Source organism: Rhizobium binxianense, assembly GCF_028994275.1.
GTDB classification, from domain to species: Bacteria; Pseudomonadota; Alphaproteobacteria; order Rhizobiales; family Rhizobiaceae; genus Rhizobium; species Rhizobium binxianense.
Genome location: NZ_CP118713.1, coordinates 4,380,029 through 4,400,369 on the forward strand (window position 1 = coordinate 4,380,029; position 20,341 = coordinate 4,400,369).

The following is a 20,341-nucleotide window of genomic DNA, read 5'->3' on the forward strand; positions in this document are numbered from 1 at the left end:
TCATTCTTTCTATCGAATGTTTCTTTCACGGAAATCGGCCCGACTGCAAGAGTGGAGGCCAATCTTCCCCAGCCTCTCGCCCTTAAATCCGGGCAAGCAGGGTCTTGCGTGTCTCTTCGTCGACGAAGGCCGCCTCGATCGCCGTGCGCGTCATGCCATCGATCTCGGCGTCGCTGAAGCCGAAAGCCCCGGCGGCAAGTTCGTATTCCCGCTCCAGCGAGGTATGAAAGAAAGGCGGATCGTCCGAGCTGATCGTCACCCGCACGCCGGCTTCCTTCAACCGGCGCAGCGGATGGGAGGCGAAATCGGGAAAGACCCCGAGCGCGATATTCGAGCCCGGGCAGACCTCGAGCACAGTGCCGAGGTCGGCAAGCCGCTTTACCAGATCGAGATCCTCGACGGCGCGCACGCCATGGCCGATGCGCGAGGGACGCACGGCATCGAGCGCATCGGTAACACTGAAGGCGCCGCAGACCTCGCCGGCATGGATCGTCAGACCCAGGCCGGCATCGCGGGCGATATCGAAGGCGCGGGCATAGTCGGCGACGCGTCCCATGCGCTCCTCGCCGGCAAGGTTGAAGCCGGTAATCAAGGGATTGCCGGCCCTGGCCGCGTATTCGGCGGCGCCGATCACACTCTCCGGACCGAAATGCCGCTCGCCGGTGACGATCAGGCGGGCCTCGATGCCGCTTTTTTCCCTGGCCCGCCGGATGCCCTCGCAGACGCCTGATATATAGGCGTCGGCGCCGAGCCCGATGCGTTTGCCGTGGTCGGGCGAAACGATCAGTTCGCTGTAGATCGTATTGATGCCGGCGAGTTCGTCGAGATAGGTTTCGGTCAGAAGTGCATAGTCCTCCTCGGTCCGGTAGACCTCGGATACCTTGTCGTAACATTCGAGGAAGCTTGCGAAATCATGCCAGACATAGGCGCCGCCGCGAAGCTCACTGCTGATGTCGACGCCGTATTTGCGCGCCTGCGCTTGGGTCAGAGCGGGAGGTGCCGCACCCTCCAGATGGCAGTGCAGTTCGACCTTCTTCAGATGCGATGTCACAGAAAACTCCTTCCATGCGACCCGGCCGGAATGCCGAGATGGCGCGCGACGCTTTCGCCGATATCGGCATAGCTGCGGCGCAGACCGATGGAACGCGACCGGATGCCGGGGCCATAGGCGATGACCGGCACGCGCTCGCGCGTATGGTCCGTGCCGCGCCAGGTCGGGTCGCAGCCGTGGTCGGCGGTGAGCACGACGAGGTCGCCCGGCTTCAGTTTCTTGTGGACTTCGCCCAGGCGTGCGTCGAAGGCTTCGAGTGCGGCGGCATATCCCGGCACGTCGCGGCGATGGCCGTAAATCATGTCGAAATCGACGAAATTGGTGAAGACGAGATCGCCGTCCGCAGCCTCGTCGATGGTGGAAAGCGTCGCATCCATCAGCGCCTCGTTGCCGTTCGCCTTGATGACCCTTGATATGCCCTGATGCGCGAAGATGTCGCCGATCTTTCCGACAGCGTGCACCTGCCGGCCGTTTTCGATAAGCCGGTCGAGCAGCGTCGGCTCTGGCGGCAGCACGGAGAAGTCGCGCCGGTTTCCGGTGCGCTGGAAGGTAGAGGCGGATTGACCGACGAAGGGCCGGGCGATGACGCGGCCGATATTGTAGCGATCGAGCATCCCTCGGGCCAAACGGCAGAAAGTGAGCAGGCGATCGAGGCCGAAATGCACTTCGTGCGCCGCGACCTGGAAGACCGAGTCCGATGAGGTGTAGCAGATCGGCTTCCCGGTGCGGATATGCTCCTCGCCGAGCCGGGCGATGATGTCCGTTCCCGAGGCATGGCAATTGCCGAGAATGCCGGGCACGCCCGCCTCTTTACACAGCGCTTCCAGCAGCTCCGGCGGAAAGGCGTCGCCCTCTGTCGGGAAATAACCCCAATCGAAACTGACAGGTGTTCCCGCGATCTCCCAATGGCCTGACGGCGTATCCTTGCCGCGGGAGATTTCGGTGGCGGCGCCATAAATACCGTAGACCTTCTCGGGAACCGGCATGCCGGCCGGAAACCGGCCCGAGGCCGAGCGCGCGATCTGCATCAGCCCGAGTTCCGACAGGTTGGGCAGGGAAAGCGGCCCGCTGCGCAATCCGGCGCGGTCTGCGGCTCCGGCTGCGCAGAACTCGGCGATATGGCCGAGCGTATCGGCGCCCTCGTCGCCATAGGCCGCCGCATCCGGCGCACCGCCGACGCCGAAAGAATCCAGAACGAAAAGAAAAGCACGCGCCATTTAACACCCGAAAGAGCAGATCGCCGGCCTCCGGGACATCGGAAGCAGCTCGCGCTCAGGCATATAATGCTGCGGCCGGCTTGGCAAATTCGAGAGAGAGTCGTCAGCAATCGCCGCAGGGGATCGAGTCGCCTTGCCGCTGGCGGTAGAAGTAACTGCGGCTGATGGTGATCGTGCGCATGCCATCCGGCATGAAGTTCGGCGCAAACAGGAACATCGTATAGGGGATGCTAAGCTCGGTGCGAACCAGGAAGCTGTTCGCCGTCTTCATATCGGACGGCACGTTCGACACTGCGGTGTTCTTGGCATAGGGCGCCGTGCCGTCCTGCGCCCAGGACCACAGCACCTTCGCATTGGCGCCGGCGTCGATGGTAATGCCGGTGATCTTCAACGTCAGCGACGTCGAGTTGTAAGGCACGAAGATCGCGGTTGCGACCGAGGGCATCTGCGCAAGCGCGCTCTTGGTGACGGATTGCTGCTGGGTGACGAGGTCGGCGATCGAACCTGCCGCGCGTGTTACGCGCTTGCTGACGCTGAGGCCGATCGTGATCTCGAAAGCGCCGATATAGAGCATGACGAGCACGGGAAAGAGGATCGCGAATTCGATCGCGCCGGCGCCCTTGCGGTCTCGGATCAGCCGCCGCGCCGACAACGCCAGTCTGGGGAACGGGTTGTGCAACGCCATCATGGATACTGCTCGTTCTGGAAGGCCGCGGTCGCGACAATCAGATATTGGCTGGGCATCGAACCGTCAGAGGGACGTATCGTCGTGATATAAGGGCGGACCAGATCGGTGATGATTTCCCAGCGATAATAGGCGCGGACCATGTTGATGGTGCCGGCGCCGCCGGGCGCATATTTGAACGCCGCCGTGTTGATGTCGGCATATCTGTTGGTGGAAAGCTTGGGGATTGTCGTCGGAATGGCTGAAAAGCTGCCGAACGTCTGCACATCCAGGTAGAGCTTGCTCGGCGTGGCGACTTCGCTCGCAGAGCAGCGGATCAGGATCGAGATCTCGTCACAGAAAGCCTGGCGGAACTGCGCCTGGTTCATATCGGTCGTGCGGCCGAGATTATAGGTAATTTGCCCGGTTCGCATCTTGCGGCTCATCGTATCGACGGCGTTGGAGACGAGTTCCTCGGCAGCAAAGGCGACGAAGGTTTCGAGAATTGCGAAAATCACCAGGAAATAGGGAATGGCGAGCAAGGCGAATTCGATCGCCGCAGCACCCTCGCGCGAGCGGGCGAGAGCGCGAAACCGTAAGAAACGGAACGGCGCGAGGGAGTGCGCCTTATCCGTCTTCTGATCAATTACCGTCATAGCCTGGACCCGAGCGACATTCTCCGTCCGTCACACTAGGGTCTGTTCGTTGATTTTCCGTTTCAGTCTGACACGACGATTTTAACGAATGGCCGAAGACGTGAGTTTAGCCGATCAGGGCGACGTGGTGCCGGTGGTCGCCTGCTGTGCATGCTGCTCGCAGTTCGGCGTACAGGACAGCACCGAGCGTTCGGTCTGCCGATAGACGCGCACCGTGTTGCCCTCGTCGATCGACACCAGGATGCGCTCGTCGAGGATCGCATTGCCGTCGGCATCGAGCAGCACCAGATTGGTGGTGCCGAAGCTGCGTCCGGTCAGCACGATGGTTTTGGCGTCGGCGACGGTCGCATCGGCAACCTTGGCATTGCCGACGATGACCTTGCTGACCGGGCGGTCGAGCTTCAATACGCGCGCGTGATCCATATAGACGCGCAGCATGTCATCGTCTGCGGCCGCGGAAACTCCCGAAATACCGAAAACGGCGATCATGCCGGCAAAGAAAATGGTTTTGCCGCTCGATGACATTGGGTCCTCTTTCACGATCACAGCGCAATATCCGCATAGAATGGAAAAAAATGGTGAATGAAGCCTTAAGCCCGCCACCCTGTTCCGGAATGAAGCGTAATGATCCGATTTGGCACGGCCTCGGGCAGCGCACGCATCGGTTGGAGGCGATGCTTGTGCTATTCCCGGATGAATGCGATGTTATATCAGGAATATCATTAAATATTGAAGGGTCCGCGTAAGAAAATACTTACTCTACAAGGGCCTATTGTCCGGTTCAGATCTTGTTAACTCTTTTCCTTAAGCCGATGGAAACGGCCATTCGCTAGGTTGCAGTCATCCGATCAACGGCAACAGTTGGCGGACGTGCTGAACATCAACTGGAGTTAGGAGTTACCATGACCAAGCTTTTTAGCCGTTTTCTGAAGGACGAATCCGGCGCGACCGCAATCGAATACGGCCTGATCGCCGCTCTCATTTCCGTAGCGCTCATCACCGGCGCAACGACCCTCGGCGGCAAGATCAACGACACGTTCACCAACTTGGGCGGCCGGATGGATGATGCTGCCACCAAGGCTCAAGCTCCGGCCAACTAAATTAGTTGCCGCCCAGCAGCATCCGCATAGTGCCGGTCGGATTGGATCTGGCCGATCTATCGAGCGGGCTCACAGGCTGAACGGCCGTGAGCCTTTTCGCGTCACGTTATGATCGGGTATACGCATGATCGCAGCTGCAGTCTTCGTGATACTGCCACTCTGCCTCACCATGGCGGCCTTCTCGGATCTGTTCACCATGACGATTCCGAACCGCGTTTCGCTGATCCTGATCGGTTCCTTCCTCGTCCTCGCGCCGCTTTCCGGCCTGGGTCTGGAGACGATCGGCATGCATCTTGCTGGCGCTGCCATCGTCTTCTGCGCCTGCTTTGCTCTTTTTGCCTTCAACGTAATGGGCGGTGGCGACGCCAAGCTCTTGACGGCGACTGCGCTCTGGTTCGGCCTGGACCAGTCCCTTGCTTTCCTGATGGTCGACGTCGCCATGATCGGCGGCCTGATCACCTTGCTGATCCTGCTGGTCAGAGCGCAATCGAACACTATCCTCGCCATCGGCCTGCCGGTGCCGAATTCGGTGCTGCTGGCCAAGAAGATCCCCTACGGCATCGCGATCGCGATCGGCGGCTTCATGGCCTTCCCTTCCTCGCCGCTGTTCCTCGCCGCGCTGGAAAGCCTGAAATAACGGCATTTTAAATGCTCGTTAACTTAAAATCTAAGCGTTCCATTAACCATAATTATACCAATTGCTGAGCATTCTGCGGGGCGAACATATCGTGCCCTGAGGAATGATCGATGAAACCGGCCCGCCTTATAATCCTAGCTGTCGCCGTGACGGCAGCCGGCCTCGCCGGCCTGCTGGCGATGCAAATGGCGGGCAGTGGCGGTGTCGTCACCCAGGTCCAGTCGGTGATCGAGAAGGAACCGACCGTCAACGTCCTCGTCTCCACCGGCAATCTGGCGGTCGGCGAAAGACTGGGCGACCAGTCGGTTCATTGGATGCCCTGGCCGCAGGGCGGTGTCGTCGCCGGCCTCATCACCGAAACCGACAAGCCGGATGCGATCAAGGATCTGCAGGGCGCCGTCGTGCGTCTGCCGATCTTCGAAGGCGAACCGATCCGGCCGGAGAAGATCGCCGATTCCAACAGCCGCATCCTGTCCTCGCTGTTGCCGGCCGGCAAGCGCGCCGTCGCGACCGAGATATCGGTGGCAACAGGTGCCGGCGGTTTCATCCTGCCGAACGACCGCGTCGACGTCATCATGGTTCGCAAGGGCACTGAGGCAAACAAGCTTATCACCGAAACCGTGCTGAGCAATGTCCGCGTCCTCGCCATCGACCAGCAGATCCAGGAAAAGGACGACGGCTCGAAATCGGTGGTCGGCACGACCGCGACGCTCGAGCTCACGCCCGATCAAACGAAGGTTCTCGCCGTCGCCCAGCAGATGGCCGACCGGCTGTCCCTGGCGCTGCGCTCGGTCGCCGATGCGCAGGAGCAGGATACCAGTGCCGCCGACTATCTGCTGAGCGGTGACAACGGCAGTGCGATCATCCAGGTCATCAAATCGGGCGCCATCGTCACGGATGCCGGCGCAGCGCCGAAGGCGGAGTAAGAGGACGTGCAAATGGGCAATTCAACGCGGCGCGCCGGGCTTCTCCTGACAGCTTGCCTTTCGCTGGCAGTCGGAGTTTCCGGTATGGCGCCGGCCTCTTTCGCGCCGCTATTCGGGACAGGCGAGGCGCGCGCCGATTCCGAAAACCTGGTTCGCATCTCGCAGACCGGCCGCGATGCCCACCGTCGGCTGAAGCTCGGGTTGAACAAGGCTGTCGTCGTCGACCTGCCCGAGGATGCGCATGATATCCTCGTATCCGATCCGACCATGGCCGATGCCGTGACCCGCACCTCGCGGCGCATCTACCTGTTCGGCAAGAAGGTCGGGCAGACGAATATCTTTGTCTTTGGCGCCGGTGGACAGGAGATCGTCAATCTCGACATCGAGATCGAGCGTGACGTTTCCGGCCTTGAAGTCAATCTCCGCCGCTTCATTCCCGACTCCAACATCAACGTCGAAATCGTCTCCGACAACATCGTTCTGACCGGCACTGTACGCACCCCGCAGGATGCCACGCAGGCGGCCGATCTGGCGCAGGTCTTCCTGAAGGGCGGCGAGGCGACGACCAGAACCGAGACCGCATCCGGAACCGGCGGCGATAGCTCGGTGGCGCTCTTTGCCGAAGGCCGCCAAGCCTCGCAGGTCGTCAACCTTCTGCAGATCGAGGGCGAGGACCAGGTCACCCTCAAGGTGACGATCGCCGAGGTTCGCCGCGAGGTGCTGAAGCAACTCGGCTTCGACAATCTGGTTTCCAGTTCCTCCGGCATGACGGTCGCCCAGCTCGGCACTCCCAGCACTGATAGCGCTGCATCGACGATCGGCGGCGGCCTGGCGGCGCTCTTCAAGAGTTCGATCGGCAAATACGACATTTCGACCTACCTCAACGCGTTGGAACAGGCCAAGGTCGTCAAGACGCTGGCCGAGCCGACGCTGACGGCGATATCGGGCCAGGCCGCGACCTTCAATTCGGGCGGCCAGCAGCTTTTTTCGACGACCGACAGCAACGGCAACGTCACCGTCGTGCCGTTCAACTTCGGTATCAATCTCGCCTTCAAGCCGGTGGTGCTGTCATCCGGACGCATCAGCCTGGAGATCAAGACCAATGTCTCCGAACCGGTGGCCGGCAGCAACGGCGCCACTTTTCAGCGCCGGTCGGCAGAGACCTCGGTGGAACTGCCTTCGGGTGGCTCGATCGCACTGGCCGGCCTGATCCGCGACACCGTTTCCCAGACCATGGGCGGCACGCCGGGCGTTTCGAAGATCCCGCTGCTCGGGACCCTCTTCCGCCAGAAAAGTTTCGATCGTCAGGAAACTGAGCTCGTCATCATCGCGACCCCCTATCTGGTGCGTCCGGTGGCGCGCAATCAGCTCAATCGGCCGGACGATAATTTCAGCCCCGAGAATGACGGCGCAACCTTCTTCCTCAATCGTGTCAACAAGGTCTATGGCCGGCGCGAGGCGCCCGTCGCCGATGCGCAGTTCCACGGCTCGATCGGGTTCATCTACAAATGAGCGGGGCAGGATCGGCAGCAATGGACGAGAACAGAGATCAGGCGATGGCCCAGATGAAATCGACGACACCCCGCCTCGGAATCTCGAAGGCGCTCATGGTCGCAGCCGGCGTTTCGGTGATGATCCTTTCCGGATGTGCCGGCCCGCACGACCAGCTGACAACAGGCGGTATTCCGGATGACTACCGCGCCCGCCACCCGATCATCGTGACGGAAGCGGAGCAGACGGTGGATATACCCGTCGCCTCCACCGATCGCCGCCTGACCATCGCTCAGCGTGACCTCATCCGCGGATTTGCCGCAAATTACATCGCGCGCGCCTCGGGTCCGGTCTACGTGCTGTCGCCGCAAGGCTCACCCAATTCGGCGGCAGCCTATCAGCTGCGCAATCAGGTCCGCGCCGAACTGGCGTCGAGAGGGATCGCCAGCTCGAAAATCGTCAACACCTCCTATGCCGCGGTCGGTCCCGGCGATGCGGCGCCGATCCGGCTGAGCTTTACCGGCACCACCGCGATCACCACGCAATGCGGTCAGTGGCCGAAGGACATCTCCAACGATTTCACCAACCAGAATTACTATAATTTCGGCTGCGCCTCGCAGAACAACCTTGCCGCCCAGATCGCCAATCCGGAGGATCTGGTGGCGCCCCGCGGCATGACCCCGATCGACGCACAGCGGCGCAACAATGCGATCCAGGAATACCGGACGACGACGTCGACGATCGAAGAGGTCGCCGGCAGCGACAGCAGCTTCTGAGGCGGAACGGGACGATGAGCGCGATCGAATACGAAATCAAGAATCCCAGCGAGCTTCGCCACGCCGAAGAGGCGGTGCGCATGGCGGATCTGGAAAATATGCGGCCGCTGCCGCGCATCTCCGTCCACGCCTTCTGCGAGAGCGAGGCCCTGCAGCAGGTCATGGAACGCTGCGCCAACGATCGGCGCCTGGCGAAGGTCAGCATGCGCATCACCAGCGGTGGTATCGCCGCTGCCGCCAACATGTTTTCCGGCGCCCCGACGCCGAACCTCATCATCCTCGAGACCAAGTCGAATGCCGCAAACCTCCTCGGCGAACTCGCGCCGCTCGCCGCGGTCTGCGATCCGACGACCAAGGTCGTGATCATCGGTCACTACAACGATATCGGGCTGTATCGCGAGCTCATCCGCAACGGCATTTCCGAATATATGGTCCAGCCCGTCGCCATGCCCGATATCCTGGCGTCGATGGCATCGATCTTCGTCGATCCGGAAGCCGAGCCGCTCGGCCGCAGCATCGCCTTCATCGGCTCGAAGGGCGGCACCGGCGCTTCGACCATCGCCCATAATTGCGCCTTCGGTATTTCCAATCTCTTCTCCACCGAGACGATCCTGGCCGATCTCGACCTGCCCTATGGCACGGCGAATATCGACTTCGACCAGGATCCGGCCATGGGCATCGCCGAGGCGGTCTTCGCGCCCGATCGTCTCGACGAGGTCTTCCTCGACCGCCTGCTGACGAAATGCTCCGAGCATCTTTCCCTGCTTGCGGCCCCCTCGCTGCTAGACCGTGCCTATGATTTCGACGGCCAGGCTTTCCAGCCGGTGCTCGATGTCCTGCAGCGCAGCGCGCCCGTTACCGTGCTCGATGTTCCGCATGCATGGTCGGAATGGACGCGCTCGGTGCTGTCGAGCGTCGACGAAGTGGTCATCACCGCGGTTCCCGATCTCGCCAACCTGCGCAACGCCAAGAACATGCTGGACGCGTTGCGCAAGATGCGGCCGAACGACAAGCCGCCGCATCTCATCCTCAATCAGGTCGGCATGCCGAAACGTCCGGAGATTCCACCGTCGGATTTCTGCGAGCCGCTGGAGATCGATCCGATCGCGATCATTCCCTTCGACATCAATCTTTTCGGCAATGCCACCAATAGCGGCCGGATGATCTCGGAAGTCGACCCGAAGTCGCCGACGGCGGAAACCTTTTCGCAGATATCGCACATCGTCACCGGCCGTGTCGCGATCAAGAAGGCGAAGAAGGGCGGCCTGCTGGGCCTCCTGAAGCGCAAGTAGACGATGAGCAATTCCGGCAAAACTGTGCAGCGGTTTTGCCAGGCAAAGCGTGAAACACTTTTGCTGGGAATTGCGTGAAAACAAAAAGATAGAGCAGATTGGATTAAGCGGCATGTTTGGAAAACGCGGAAATGAAGGTTCCGGAAAGGTCGGAGGGGCGATTGCTCCCCCGCCGCCGGCCCCGGCCGCTGCCCCTGCGGCCTCGTCCCCCTCCATTCTGGTCGAACCTTCGCGCGAGTCCGCACGCCAGCAGGTGACGCCGCCGCCGATGCAGACGCCGCAGCGCAAGCGCCCGGCCCGCACCGATGAATATTACGACACCAAGGCGCAGGTCTTTTCCGCCCTGATCGATACGATCGATCTCTCGCAGCTTTCCAAGCTCGACGGCGAAAGTGCCCGCGAGGAAATCCGCGACATCGTCAACGACATCATCACCATCAAGAACTTTGCGATGTCGATCTCCGAGCAGGAAGAGCTGCTCGAGGATATCTGCAACGACGTTCTCGGCTACGGCCCGCTGGAGCCGTTGCTGGCGCGCGACGATATCGCCGACATCATGGTCAACGGCGCCGGCCAGACTTTCATCGAAGTCGGCGGCAAGACGATCGAATCGGAGATCCGCTTCCGCGACAATGCGCAGCTTTTGTCGATCTGCCAGCGTATCGTCAGCCAGGTCGGCCGCCGTGTCGACGAATCGAGCCCGATCTGCGACGCCCGCCTGCCGGACGGTTCGCGCGTCAACGTCATCGCGCCGCCGCTGTCGATCGATGGGCCGGCACTCACCATCCGCAAGTTCAAGAAGGACAAGCTGACGCTCGATCAGCTCGTCCGTTTCGGCGCGATCACCCCGGAGGGCGCGACCGTGTTGCAGGTCATCGGGCGCGTGCGCTGCAACGTCGTCATCTCGGGCGGTACCGGCTCGGGCAAGACGACGCTGCTGAACTGCCTTACCAACTATATCGACAGGGATGAACGCGTCATCACCTGCGAAGATACGGCCGAACTGCAGCTGCAGCAGCCGCATGTCGTGCGTTTGGAAACACGCCCGCCGAATATCGAAGGCGAGGGCGAGATCACCATGCGCGATCTCGTCAAGAACTGCCTGCGTATGCGTCCCGAGCGCATCATCGTCGGCGAAGTGCGCGGACCTGAGGTTTTCGACTTGCTGCAGGCGATGAACACCGGTCACGACGGCTCCATGGGCACCATCCACGCCAACACGCCGCGCGAATGCCTGAGCCGTATCGAATCGATGATCGCCATGGGTGGTTTTACCCTGCCGGCAAAGACGGTGCGTGAGATCATCTCCAGCTCGGTGGACGTGATCATCCAGGCGGCGCGCCTTCGCGACGGTTCGCGCCGCATCACGCAGATCACCGAGGTGATCGGCATGGAAGGCGACGTCATCATCACCCAGGACCTGATGCGTTACGAGATCGAAGGCGAGGATGCGGGCGGCCGCCTGATCGGCCGGCACATGTCGACCGGCGTCGGCAAGCCGCACTTCTGGGATCGCGCCCGTTACTTCAACGAGGAAAAGCGTCTTGCCGCTGCCCTCGACGCGATGGAAGCGAAATCGAAGGAATAGACGAGATGTTCGGGTTCGATCCGATAGTGCTGGCAATCGTCGTCCTCGCCGCCGTCTCGGCGGCGGCGGTGGCCTATGCCCTGATGTTTTCCCGGATCGAGGCCGACAAGAAATCGGCAAGCCGCATCAACCGCGTCAAATCGGCCGAAAGTGACCGGGTCAAAGTCAAGGCTGCCCGTGACCGGGTGCAGGAACTGTCGAAGCGCCGCAAATCGGTGCAGGACAATCTCAAGGATCTGGAAAAGCGCCAGCACGAAAAGGCCAAGAAGGCCCTGTCGCTGAAATCCCGGCTGGTGCAGGCCGGCCTGACGATGACGGTGGGGAAATTCTATCTCTTCAGCGCCATATTTGCCTGCGTGCTGCTGCTCATGGCGTTCGTCGTCGGTGTATCGTTGATGGTGATGATCGGTGTCGCCGTCGTCGCCGGTCTCGGCCTGCCCCGCTGGGTCGTCGGCTTCCTGATCAAGCGCCGGCAGAACAAGTTCCTCAACGAACTCCCCAACGCCCTCGATGTCATCACCCGCTCGATCAAATCAGGTCTGCCGCTCAACGATGCGATCCGTCTGATCGCCACCGAAGGCACTGAGCCTGTTAAGAGCGAGTTCCGGCGCGTGATCGAGGCGCAGCAGGTGGGGCTCAGCATTCCCGACGCCTGCGCCCGCATGACGCTCCATATGCCGCTTCAGGAAGTCAATTTCTTCGCTATCGTCATCGCCATCCAATCGCAGGCCGGCGGCAATCTGTCGGAAGCGATCGGCAACCTTTCCAAGGTGCTTCGCGAGCGCAGGAAGATGAAAGCGAAGGTTTCGGCGCTTTCGATGGAAGCCAAGGCGTCGGCCGTCATCATCGGTGCTCTACCCTTCATAGTCGCGACCCTCGTCTACCTCACTTCGCCGAACTACATGATGATCCTTTTCACTGATCCGCGCGGCCATTTCATCATGGGTGTGTCGGCGATCTGGATGTCGATCGGCATCTTCGTCATGCGCAACATGGTCAATTTTGACATCTAGCGGGAAGGAAGCATCATGTCGCAGGATCTTGCCGCATCCCTGACCAATCCGAGCATGCTGATCGCGCTCTTCGTCGCGATCGCCGTCTTCGCCACGTTTTACACGATCGCCATTCCCTTCTTCGAGCGTGGCGATCTCAACAAGCGTATGAAGGCTGTTTCCACAGAGCGCGAGCAGATCCGCGCTCGCGAACGCGCCCGCATGAACACCGAACCCGGTGCCGGCAAGGCCTCTCTCAGGAGCCAGAACAACCGCTCGGTCCGCCAGATCGTTGAGCGCTTCAACCTGCGCAAGGCGCTTGTCGACGACAATACGGTCAACAAGCTGCGTGCCGCCGGATTCCGCTCGGAGAATGCGCTGAATACCTTCCTTGTCGCGCGTTTCCTGCTGCCCTTTCTCTTCCTGGCGCTCGCCGCCTTCTGGGTCTTCGGCCTCGGCAATCTCGCCGAAAGGGGCATGCCCATTCGCCTTTTCGCCGTCATCGGCATCGGTTACCTCGGCTTCTACGCGCCGAACATCTATATTTCGAACCGCATGAGCAAGCGTCAGCACTCGATCAAGCGCGCCTGGCCGGATGCGCTTGATCTGATGCTGATCTGCGTCGAATCCGGCATTTCGATCGAAGCCGCGATGCGTCGCGTGTCGGAAGAGCTCGGCGAGCAGTCGCCGGCGCTGGCCGAAGAGATGGTGCTGACCACGGCCGAACTCTCCTTCCTGCCGGACCGCCGCGCCGCGCTCGAAAATCTTGCCACGCGCACCCAGATCGAGCTGGTGCGCTCGGTCACCCAGGCGCTGATCCAGGCCGATCGCTACGGCACGCCGGTCGCCCAGGCGCTGCGCGTTCTCGCCCAGGAAGGACGCGACGAGCGCATGAACGAAGCGGAAAAGAAGGCGGCCGCCCTGCCGCCGAAACTGACGGTGCCGATGATCCTGTTCTTCCTGCCGGTGCTGATCGCCGTCATTCTCGGTCCGGCCGGCATCCAGGTGGCAGACAAGTTCTGAGGCTTGCCGCCGTTAAATCGATTCCGATTTCAGGAATTATGCAGTAGCCTTCGATCGCAAACGAGGGTTCCCGGATGTCTTCTGCAGGCGTTTTCATCAGTATCATGGCAGCCCTGGCGGTCGGTGCCATCAGTCCCGGCCCGAGCTTCGTGGTCGTCTCCAGGATTGCTATTTCGCGGTCACGGCTGGACGGTCTTGCGGCGGCACTCGGCATGGGCGCCGGCGGTGTGGTTTTTGCCGTGCCGGCGCTCGCCGGTCTGACGGCACTGCTGTCGCAGTTCGAATGGCTCTATATCTCACTGAAGGTCGCAGGCGGTGCCTATCTCCTCTATATCGCCGTCAACATCTGGAGAGGCGCGGCGCAGCCGCTCGAGGTTTCCGACGCCGTCCATAGCCACCGCGCACCGATGCGCAGCTTCACGACCGCGTTGCTGACCCAGCTCAGCAACCCGAAGACCATCATCGTCTATGCCAGCCTCTTTGCCGCGCTTCTGCCAAGGACGATACCGCTTGATCTGATGATTGCGCTGCCGCTCGGCGTCTTTGCGGTGGAAGCGGGGTGGTATTCGATCGTGGCATTCGTTTTCTCGGCCCGCCACCCGCGGCGGCTCTATCTCGCAGCGAAGAGCTGGATAGACCGGGCCGCCGGTGCCGTCATGGGCGGCCTTGGCCTGCGTCTCATTCTTTCGGGCCTGAGTGCCCGTTAAGTGAGCGCTCGTTAAAGTGAGTGGCCGTTAAGAAGGCCGGACTGTTGACGACACAATCCGGATCATTCGGTCAGTTGGTATTGCTGCCGTCCGTCGCTCCCGGCGTCTTGTCCTTGGCGGCGAGTTTTTGCCAGGAATTCTGCTGGGAGAGCATGCTTCTGAGATAGGCGACATTGGCATCGGCCTGCTGTGGCGAAAGCTCACGCCGCGCGATCTGCTCGGCTTCCGGAAAGCGTCCCTGCAGGCCGACGACGAGGGCAAGATTCTGCCTGACGCGGCTGTCGGCTGTGGGTTGGCTGGCGGCCGAGCGCAGGTAGGTTTCGGCGGTGCGAAGATCGCCGGTCAGCACGTAGGACATGCCAAGGTTGGAAAGGATGGAGGGTTCGTTCGGCTGGATGTCGAGTGCATCACGATAGCGCTGTCTGGCGTCGCTTGCCTTGCCCATCTGGTCGAGGATCGCACCTTCGGCCGAGATCAGCTTCCAATCCGGACGGTCCGGCGTCTGGGCGCGGCCGATCGTGTCGAGCGCCTGCTGGAACTGGCCGGCCGCCGCCTGCGCCTTGCCGTAGGCGGCCAGCACATTACGGTCGCTGGGGTTGGCGATCGCCACCTGCTGCATGACGGCGAGCGCCTGCGTGTCGCGGCCGTTCATGCGCAGCAGATTGGCATAGCTGACGCCGGTGACGGGATCGCGCGGGTTCTTTTCATAGGCCTGGCCGAGCCGGTCCGTCGCCGCGCGCAGCTCGGTCGCGTCCATCTCTTCAACAGGTTTGGTGAGCTTCGGTACCGAGCCCGTCGTCATCCGGTCCTTGGTGGTCGAGCAACCGGCAAGTGCGAGCACGATCAGCGATGCCGCGGCACTCTGCAGGATACGATGGGTGAATGTGATGGTGAGCGAGGCAGGCATGGCGCGTTCCTGGATTCGGAAAATCGGCGCCTGACCTCGAACGCGGAACAGGGAAAGGTTTGACGCAATCTTCGCTCCAGCAATAGTCTGTTAACCCTAACAGACCGTTAAGGAACGATTCCTTACGACCGCCGAAGGACAATCATGGCCCCCTATCAGTTCATCGAGAGACCGACCCCTTTCAACACCAAGGGCGGTTCGACGCTGCCGATCTTTGCCGTCACGCCTGCCCATATCGAGACCGGCACGATCGATCCGATCGCGCTCGATTGGGCGAAAAGGGCGGGCTACAAGGCCGAAAGCGGGTCGCTGCTGTTGATCCCGACGGCCGAAGGCCATCTCGGCGGCGCGCTTTTCGGCCTCGGCACCAATCCATCCGAGCAGCCTTACATCACCGGCAGGCTCGCCCGTGCGCTGCCGGCCGGTGACTGGCACATCGAGACGGCGCCGCTGACGGCCAATCGCCTGGCCCTCGGCTTCGGGCTCGGCAGCTACCGGTTCGACCGTTACAAATCAGAAAAATCGCCGGCGGCGACGCTGATGATCCCCCGCGATGCCGACGGTGCCGATATCAAGCGCCAGCTCGCCGGCGTTTTCCTCGCCCGCGACCTCATCAATACGCCGACGAACGACATGGGGCCGAACCAGCTCGAGGCCATCTTCCGCGGCCTGGCCTCACATTACAAGGCGGAGGTGTCGGTTATATCGGGCGACGACCTGCTTACGCAGAACTTCCCGCTGGTCCATACCGTCGGCCGCGCCAGCGCCGATGCGCCGCGCCTCCTCGAACTGCGGTGGGGCAAGAAGGGCCATCGCAAGGTGACGCTCGTCGGCAAGGGCGTCTGCTTCGATACCGGCGGTCTCGACATCAAGCCTGCCGCCTCGATGCTGCTGATGAAAAAGGACATGGGCGGCGCGGCGAATGTCATGGGGCTTGCCCTGATGATCATGGACGCCAAGCTGAAGGTCGATCTGCGCGTCATCGTCCCCGTCGTCGAAAACGCCATCTCGTCCAATGCCTTCCGCCCCGGCGACATCTACCGCAGCCGCAAGGGCCTGACCGTGCAGATCGACAATACCGACGCCGAAGGCCGCCTGATCCTGGCCGATGCGCTGGCCTATGCCGACGAGGAAGAGCCTGAACTCTTGATCGACATGGCGACGCTGACGGGGGCAGCCCGCGTGGCCCTCGGTCCGGATCTGCCGCCTTTCTTCACCGATGACGGCAATCTGGCGCATGACCTGACCGAAGCGAGCCTGGAAACCGACGATCCGATCTGGCGCCTGCCGCTATATTCCGGCTATGAAAAGGATATCCGCACCAAGTTTGCCGACCTCACCAACGCGCCGGCCGGCGGCATGGCCGGGGCGATCACCGCGGCCCTCTTCCTCAAGCGTTTCGTCAGCAAGACGAAGAGTTGGGCGCATTTCGACATTTACGGCTGGGCCCAGTCCGAACGGCCGCATTCGCCGGGCGGTGGTGAGGCACAGGCGATCCGCGCACTCTTCCATCATATCCGCGAGAGCCTGCGCTAAAGCCATGCGCGAAACGCGGTGAGGCGTTGCGTGGTCACGCGCTGCGCCTCGCTGCCGATCGTTAAAATTTTATTCACCTTGCCGGGCGGCAATTCCCCACGGCCCTTGCATGTCCGCGGCAACTGCCGGAAAATGGAACGCTAGCGTAACGATCTTCCGGAGGGGCCGTGCCGATCGAACTGACCGCCTCGCAGGCTCTGGGGCTCTGGCATGGCGTGGCGCTCGATCAGGTCCGCCATGACGACCGCGATTTGACGTTGCGCCAGATGGCGATCCTGCTGCATATTTATCTGGTGCCGCCGCCGCATACGGTGCGCGGGCTTGCCGCGACGCTTGACGTCACCAAGCCGGTCATCACCCGGGCCTTGGACACGATGGGCGAGATGGGCCTGGTCGACCGGGTGCGCGACCAGGCCGACCGGCGCAATGTGCTTATCAAGCGCACCGTCGACGGGGCGCTTTACCTGGAAAAGCTCGGCGATCTCGTCCGCGATCAGGGCCGCCGGCTACTGATCTGAAGGGCGATCTGAAAGGAATGCCGATGACGATGCTCGACCGCCGCCTGCATGCCTACAGGCCCGATCTCGCGGAAGCGGGGCTCGAAGGCAAGGTCGAGGCTTTGCGCTTCGTCGAAGGTGCGGCGGCCCGCGTCGCCGTTCCGGTCGTGGGCTTGCGCCCTGAACCGGATCTTGCGCGCGGCATCGATACCGAACTGCTTCTCGGCGAAGATGTGACGGTTTTCGATCGCGCCGACGGCTGGTGCTGGGTGAAAGCCGCCTTGGACGGTTATGTCGGGTATCTCCGGCAAGCGGCGCTGTCGGAAGGCAGGCCGGCGCCGACCCATATCGTCGCCGTTCAGCGCAGCTTTCTCTATCCGGAACCGGAACTGCGCAAACCCCACCAGGCGATCCTGTCGATGGGAAGCCGCGTCCATGTCGCCGGCGAGGCGGAAGCGCGCGGCAATCGCTATGTCGTGCTCGAGGACGGAACGGCGATCTTCGCCAGGCACGTCCAGCCGATCGGCGCGCTGGATGGCGCCGATTACGTCGACATCGCAGCTCGTTTTCTGGAGACGCCCTATCTCTGGGGCGGACGTTCCGGCCTCGGCATCGATTGCTCCGGTCTCGTCCAGCTGGCGATGCTGATGACCGGCAGAGCTGCGCCCCGCGATACCGACATGCAGGCAGCCGGCCTCGGTGAGCCGATCGACCGCTCCGACATCCGCCGCGGCGACCTGGTGTTCTGGAAGGGCCATGTCGCCGTCTTCGAGGATCCGGAAACCATCCTCCACGCCAACGGCCACAGCATGACGGTGGCGCGCGAGAATTTCGAGGCCGCCGTCAAGCGCATCGGCTGGCTCTACGATCAGCCCACAGGCTATCGCCGCCCGATCAGCTGACTGCATAATTCCTTAAATCGGAATCGATTTAAGGATAAAATTATGCAGCAATTTAAAGTCTTACAGCGTGCTTTGCGCGTCTGAAAAGACGCGCGGCGCCGTAACCGGCCGCGGCCAGGATCGCACCCCGCCCGTCCAGTCCTCGAAGGCTTTCGATAGTCTCAGAACCCGCATGTCGTCGAAGCGCGGCCCGACGATTTGCAGGCCGATGGGCATGCCCGATCGGGAGAAGCCGCAATTGATCGAGGCGGCCGGCTGCTCCGACATGTTCCACGGCACCGTGAAACCGATATGCTCGAACGGCAGGGCCGGATCGTTGGTCGGCGATGCCCATTCGGCCGGATAGGAGACAATCGGATTGGTCGGCGACAGCACGGCGTCGACTTGCGTGAACAGCCGTCCGCAGCTTTTGCGCATCTCGATCGTCTGGTTGAAGCCCTTGACCGCATCGACGCCTGAGATGTCGGCGCCGCCTTTTGCCCAATCCCCGATATAGGGCAGGATGCTGTCGCGTCTGTTGTCGTCGAGCTCGGCGATATCGCCCCAGAGCCGGCACCGCCAGAAAGTGTCGAGCCCATCCAGCATCGCGCGTGTCAGTACCGGCTGGACGGATACGATGGTTGCGCCGGCCTTCTCGAAATGTTTCGACGCCGATTCGACCGCGACCCTGATCTCGTCCTCCACCGCAAGCCCGCAGCCGGCATCGAGCATCAGCCCGATCCTCATGCCCGACATGTCGATGTCGAGATCCATCCAGTTGAAATCGTTCGGCGGCAGGCTGGTGCCGTCGCGCCAGTCCGGCCGGGACAGCGTCGCCATCGAAAAGGCCGCATCCTCGACGGTGCGGGCCATCGGCCCGACGCAGCGCCCGACATAATAGGGATCGGCAGGAATGCGCCCATGGCTCGGTTTGAAGCCGAAGATGCCGGTCCAGCCGGCGGGAAGGCGCACCGAGCCGCCGATATCGGTGCCGATATGCAGCGGCCCGTAACCGGCCGCAGCCGCAGCCGCAGCCCCGGCACTCGATCCGCCGGGATTCTGCGTGGCGTCCCAGGGATTGCGGCTGAGAGGATGAAAGCTCGAAAGCCCGGAGGACAGCATGCCGTAATCCGGGCAGGTGGTCTTGGCGAAGATCACCGCGCCATCCTCCCGCAGCCTGGCGGCGGCTGGCGCATCGGCGTCAGCCGGTATCAGCTCCATCGCCTTCGTGCCGAGCGGCACCGGCTGGCCCTTCGTGGCGATCAGCTCTTTCAGCGTCACCGGGATGCCGTCGAGGGCGCCGAGCGTTTCTCCCTTCGCCCAGCGCTCAGCCGATGCCTTCGCCTGCGCGCGCGCCGCTTCCGGGTCGTAGAGGTAGAGTGCCGCAATCGAAGGCTCCCAGGCGGCGATATGGTCTTCCAGGGAAAGCCAGTATTCGAGTGGGGAGAGGCTTTTATCGGCGAAGCGCTCCCTGAGTTCGCGGATGTTGAGGTTGGTTTCGGTCATGGTCTTTCGGGCTTTCGTCTTGGGAGGACATCAGCGGCTCGCCTCGCGCGGGTCGAGCAGATCGCGCAAACCGTCGCCGAGCATGTTGAAGCCGAAGACGGTGAGCGCGATGGCAAGGCCCGGCAGGACCGCCAGCCAGGGGGCGAGCGCCAGATAGGTCTGCGCATCGGCAAGCATCCGGCCCCAGCTCGGCGCCGGCGGCGCCATGCCGAGCCCGAGGAAGCTGAGACCCGCTTCGGTGAGGATCGCCAGCCCCAGTTGGATCGCCCCATGGACGATGATCTGGCTGACGATATTCGGCAGCACATGGCGCAGTGAAATCGTCAGGCGCGTATTGCCGATCGCCCGCGCCGCCGTCACATAATCGCGGCTCCAGGCCTGCAGTGAGGTCGCAAGCGTCACCCGGGCAAAGACCGGGATCATGAAGACGGCGATCGCGGTGATCGCGGTGAACCGTCCCGGCCCGAGAAAGGCGCCGAGCACCATGGCCGACAGGATCGGCGGAAGCGCGAAGATAACGTCGCAGATGCGCATCAGCAGCGCTTCGAAGGGACCGCGGATGGCTGCTGCCGAAATGCCTGATATCGAACCTAGCGTTCCGCCGATCGCAACTGCGGTGATGGCGATTGACAGCGAATTCCAGCACCCCGCCATCAGCATCGACAGCACGTCGCGGCCAAACTGGTCGGTGCCGAGCAGGCCGAAGGCAAGCGGTGGCTGCAGTTTGTGGATGATCTGCATTTTCGCCGGCGGCAGCGGCGTCCAGACGAGCGACAGCAATGCCACGCCAACCAGTAGGCCGATGATGACAGCCCCGGAGATCAAGTTCATTCGCCGGCTAAGTCTAAAGCTCCGGCGGCGACTGGGGATGGCGGTAGAAACGATCGGTACCAT

At 62.2% G+C, this 20,341-nt stretch carries 21 protein-coding genes; 13 read left to right on the forward strand and 8 right to left on the reverse strand.

Annotated elements, in window-relative coordinates:
• Positions 1-82 precede the first annotated feature (82 nt).
• The 5 genes from PO860_RS21325 to PO860_RS21345 form a co-directional block, all read right to left on the reverse strand.
• Positions 83-1,051 carry an adenosine deaminase gene (locus PO860_RS21325; RefSeq protein ID WP_273885416.1) on the reverse strand — a complete coding sequence of 323 codons (969 nt, stop codon included), beginning with the start codon at positions 1,049-1,051 and terminating at the stop codon, positions 83-85.
• The gene (locus PO860_RS21330; RefSeq protein ID WP_183610026.1) at positions 1,048-2,268 is read right to left on the reverse strand and encodes a phosphopentomutase; all 1,221 of its coding nucleotides are present in this window, start codon (positions 2,266-2,268) and stop codon (positions 1,048-1,050) included. The genes PO860_RS21325 and PO860_RS21330 overlap by 4 nt, the downstream gene beginning before the upstream one ends.
• 103 nt (positions 2,269-2,371) lie before the next feature.
• A complete protein-coding gene (locus PO860_RS21335; protein WP_273885422.1) occupies positions 2,372-2,953 on the reverse strand; it encodes a TadE/TadG family type IV pilus assembly protein in 582 nt (193 codons plus the stop codon).
• Positions 2,953-3,588, reverse strand: a complete 636-nt coding sequence (locus PO860_RS21340; protein ID WP_183610027.1) for a TadE/TadG family type IV pilus assembly protein — start codon at positions 3,586-3,588, stop codon at positions 2,953-2,955. The genes PO860_RS21335 and PO860_RS21340 overlap by 1 nt, the downstream gene beginning before the upstream one ends.
• Positions 3,589-3,702: 114 nt before the next feature.
• Positions 3,703-4,113 carry a pilus assembly protein N-terminal domain-containing protein gene (locus tag PO860_RS21345; RefSeq protein WP_183610028.1) on the reverse strand — a complete coding sequence of 137 codons (411 nt, stop codon included), beginning with the start codon at positions 4,111-4,113 and terminating at the stop codon, positions 3,703-3,705.
• Between the two features lie 377 nt (positions 4,114-4,490).
• Between PO860_RS21345 and PO860_RS21350 the strand changes: the two genes are divergently transcribed.
• From PO860_RS21350 to PO860_RS21395, 10 genes are all read left to right on the forward strand, one after another.
• Entirely contained in the window at positions 4,491-4,688 is a 198-nt protein-coding gene (locus tag PO860_RS21350; protein ID WP_272784676.1) for a Flp family type IVb pilin, read from the forward strand.
• Positions 4,689-4,812: 124 nt separating this feature from the next.
• Entirely contained in the window at positions 4,813-5,325 is a 513-nt protein-coding gene (locus PO860_RS21355) for an A24 family peptidase (protein WP_272784677.1), read from the forward strand.
• Positions 5,326-5,435: 110 nt separating this feature from the next.
• Complete coding sequence (gene cpaB / locus PO860_RS21360) at positions 5,436-6,251, forward strand: Flp pilus assembly protein CpaB (protein WP_272784678.1); 816 nt, start codon at positions 5,436-5,438, stop codon at positions 6,249-6,251.
• A gap of 12 nt (positions 6,252-6,263) precedes the next feature.
• Complete coding sequence (locus PO860_RS21365; protein WP_272784679.1) at positions 6,264-7,763, forward strand: type II and III secretion system protein family protein; 1,500 nt, start codon at positions 6,264-6,266, stop codon at positions 7,761-7,763.
• Positions 7,760-8,518 (forward strand): CpaD family pilus assembly protein, encoded by a 759-nt coding sequence (locus PO860_RS21370; RefSeq protein WP_183610033.1) that lies wholly within the window; start codon positions 7,760-7,762, stop codon positions 8,516-8,518. Before PO860_RS21365 ends, PO860_RS21370 begins: the two co-directional genes overlap by 4 nt.
• Positions 8,519-8,532: 14 nt before the next feature.
• Complete coding sequence (locus tag PO860_RS21375) at positions 8,533-9,810, forward strand: CpaE/TadZ family protein (protein ID WP_272784680.1); 1,278 nt, start codon at positions 8,533-8,535, stop codon at positions 9,808-9,810.
• A gap of 112 nt (positions 9,811-9,922) precedes the next feature.
• The gene (locus tag PO860_RS21380) at positions 9,923-11,398 is read left to right on the forward strand and encodes a TadA family conjugal transfer-associated ATPase (protein WP_183610035.1); all 1,476 of its coding nucleotides are present in this window, start codon (positions 9,923-9,925) and stop codon (positions 11,396-11,398) included.
• Between the two features lie 5 nt (positions 11,399-11,403).
• Entirely contained in the window at positions 11,404-12,411 is a 1,008-nt protein-coding gene (locus PO860_RS21385) for a type II secretion system F family protein (protein ID WP_272784681.1), read from the forward strand.
• A gap of 15 nt (positions 12,412-12,426) precedes the next feature.
• Entirely contained in the window at positions 12,427-13,413 is a 987-nt protein-coding gene (locus PO860_RS21390) for a type II secretion system F family protein (protein WP_272784682.1), read from the forward strand.
• A 74-nt stretch (positions 13,414-13,487) separates the two neighbouring features.
• A complete protein-coding gene (locus tag PO860_RS21395) occupies positions 13,488-14,120 on the forward strand; it encodes a LysE family translocator (RefSeq protein WP_272784683.1) in 633 nt (210 codons plus the stop codon).
• A gap of 70 nt (positions 14,121-14,190) precedes the next feature.
• Here the strand turns inward: PO860_RS21395 and PO860_RS21400 are convergent, their stop codons facing one another.
• A complete protein-coding gene (locus tag PO860_RS21400; RefSeq protein WP_183610039.1) occupies positions 14,191-15,027 on the reverse strand; it encodes a tetratricopeptide repeat protein in 837 nt (278 codons plus the stop codon).
• 144 nt (positions 15,028-15,171) lie between these two features.
• Here PO860_RS21400 and PO860_RS21405 point away from each other — a divergent pair, with 144 nt between their 5' ends.
• The 3 genes from PO860_RS21405 to PO860_RS21415 all read left to right on the forward strand — a co-directional run bounded on the left by PO860_RS21405 (position 15,172) and on the right by PO860_RS21415 (position 17,962).
• The gene (locus PO860_RS21405; protein ID WP_272784684.1) at positions 15,172-16,563 is read left to right on the forward strand and encodes a leucyl aminopeptidase family protein; all 1,392 of its coding nucleotides are present in this window, start codon (positions 15,172-15,174) and stop codon (positions 16,561-16,563) included.
• Positions 16,564-16,730: 167 nt separating this feature from the next.
• Positions 16,731-17,081, forward strand: a complete 351-nt coding sequence (locus PO860_RS21410) for a MarR family winged helix-turn-helix transcriptional regulator (protein WP_183610041.1) — start codon at positions 16,731-16,733, stop codon at positions 17,079-17,081.
• Between the two features lie 23 nt (positions 17,082-17,104).
• Positions 17,105-17,962 carry a C40 family peptidase gene (locus PO860_RS21415; RefSeq protein WP_272784685.1) on the forward strand — a complete coding sequence of 286 codons (858 nt, stop codon included), beginning with the start codon at positions 17,105-17,107 and terminating at the stop codon, positions 17,960-17,962.
• A gap of 60 nt (positions 17,963-18,022) precedes the next feature.
• Here the strand turns inward: PO860_RS21415 and PO860_RS21420 are convergent, their stop codons facing one another.
• Both PO860_RS21420 and PO860_RS21425 read right to left on the reverse strand, forming a co-directional pair.
• Positions 18,023-19,447, reverse strand: coding sequence for an amidase (locus PO860_RS21420; protein WP_272784686.1), 1,425 nt, complete (start codon positions 19,445-19,447; stop codon positions 18,023-18,025).
• Between the two features lie 30 nt (positions 19,448-19,477).
• Positions 19,478-20,341: an ABC transporter permease gene (locus PO860_RS21425; RefSeq protein WP_272784687.1), complete on the reverse strand. Its 864-nt coding sequence runs from the start codon at positions 20,339-20,341 to the stop codon at positions 19,478-19,480.

What these genes read in the sequence shown, in the direction of transcription:
- PO860_RS21330 (WP_183610026.1), bottom strand. Translation starts at nt 2,268, where the DNA reads ATGGCGCGTGCTTTTCTTTTCGTTCTGGATTCTTTCGGCGTCGGCGGT.
- PO860_RS21335 (WP_273885422.1), bottom strand. Translation starts at nt 2,953, where the DNA reads ATGGCGTTGCACAACCCGTTCCCCAGACTGGCGTTGTCGGCGCGGCGG.
- PO860_RS21340 (WP_183610027.1), bottom strand. Translation starts at nt 3,588, where the DNA reads ATGACGGTAATTGATCAGAAGACGGATAAGGCGCACTCCCTCGCGCCG.
- PO860_RS21345 (WP_183610028.1), bottom strand. Translation starts at nt 4,113, where the DNA reads ATGTCATCGAGCGGCAAAACCATTTTCTTTGCCGGCATGATCGCCGTT.
- PO860_RS21350 (WP_272784676.1), top strand. Translation starts at nt 4,491, where the DNA reads ATGACCAAGCTTTTTAGCCGTTTTCTGAAGGACGAATCCGGCGCGACC.
- PO860_RS21355 (WP_272784677.1), top strand. Translation starts at nt 4,813, where the DNA reads ATGATCGCAGCTGCAGTCTTCGTGATACTGCCACTCTGCCTCACCATG.
- cpaB (WP_272784678.1), top strand. Translation starts at nt 5,436, where the DNA reads ATGAAACCGGCCCGCCTTATAATCCTAGCTGTCGCCGTGACGGCAGCC.
- PO860_RS21365 (WP_272784679.1), top strand. Translation starts at nt 6,264, where the DNA reads ATGGGCAATTCAACGCGGCGCGCCGGGCTTCTCCTGACAGCTTGCCTT.
- PO860_RS21370 (WP_183610033.1), top strand. Translation starts at nt 7,760, where the DNA reads ATGAGCGGGGCAGGATCGGCAGCAATGGACGAGAACAGAGATCAGGCG.
- PO860_RS21375 (WP_272784680.1), top strand. Translation starts at nt 8,533, where the DNA reads ATGAGCGCGATCGAATACGAAATCAAGAATCCCAGCGAGCTTCGCCAC.
- PO860_RS21380 (WP_183610035.1), top strand. Translation starts at nt 9,923, where the DNA reads ATGTTTGGAAAACGCGGAAATGAAGGTTCCGGAAAGGTCGGAGGGGCG.
- PO860_RS21385 (WP_272784681.1), top strand. Translation starts at nt 11,404, where the DNA reads ATGTTCGGGTTCGATCCGATAGTGCTGGCAATCGTCGTCCTCGCCGCC.
- PO860_RS21390 (WP_272784682.1), top strand. Translation starts at nt 12,427, where the DNA reads ATGTCGCAGGATCTTGCCGCATCCCTGACCAATCCGAGCATGCTGATC.
- PO860_RS21395 (WP_272784683.1), top strand. Translation starts at nt 13,488, where the DNA reads ATGTCTTCTGCAGGCGTTTTCATCAGTATCATGGCAGCCCTGGCGGTC.
- PO860_RS21400 (WP_183610039.1), bottom strand. Translation starts at nt 15,027, where the DNA reads ATGCCTGCCTCGCTCACCATCACATTCACCCATCGTATCCTGCAGAGT.
- PO860_RS21405 (WP_272784684.1), top strand. Translation starts at nt 15,172, where the DNA reads ATGGCCCCCTATCAGTTCATCGAGAGACCGACCCCTTTCAACACCAAG.
- PO860_RS21415 (WP_272784685.1), top strand. Translation starts at nt 17,105, where the DNA reads ATGACGATGCTCGACCGCCGCCTGCATGCCTACAGGCCCGATCTCGCG.
- PO860_RS21420 (WP_272784686.1), bottom strand. Translation starts at nt 19,447, where the DNA reads ATGACCGAAACCAACCTCAACATCCGCGAACTCAGGGAGCGCTTCGCC.
- PO860_RS21425 (WP_272784687.1), bottom strand. Translation starts at nt 20,341, where the DNA reads ATGGTACCGATCGTTTCTACCGCCATCCCCAGTCGCCGCCGGAGCTTT.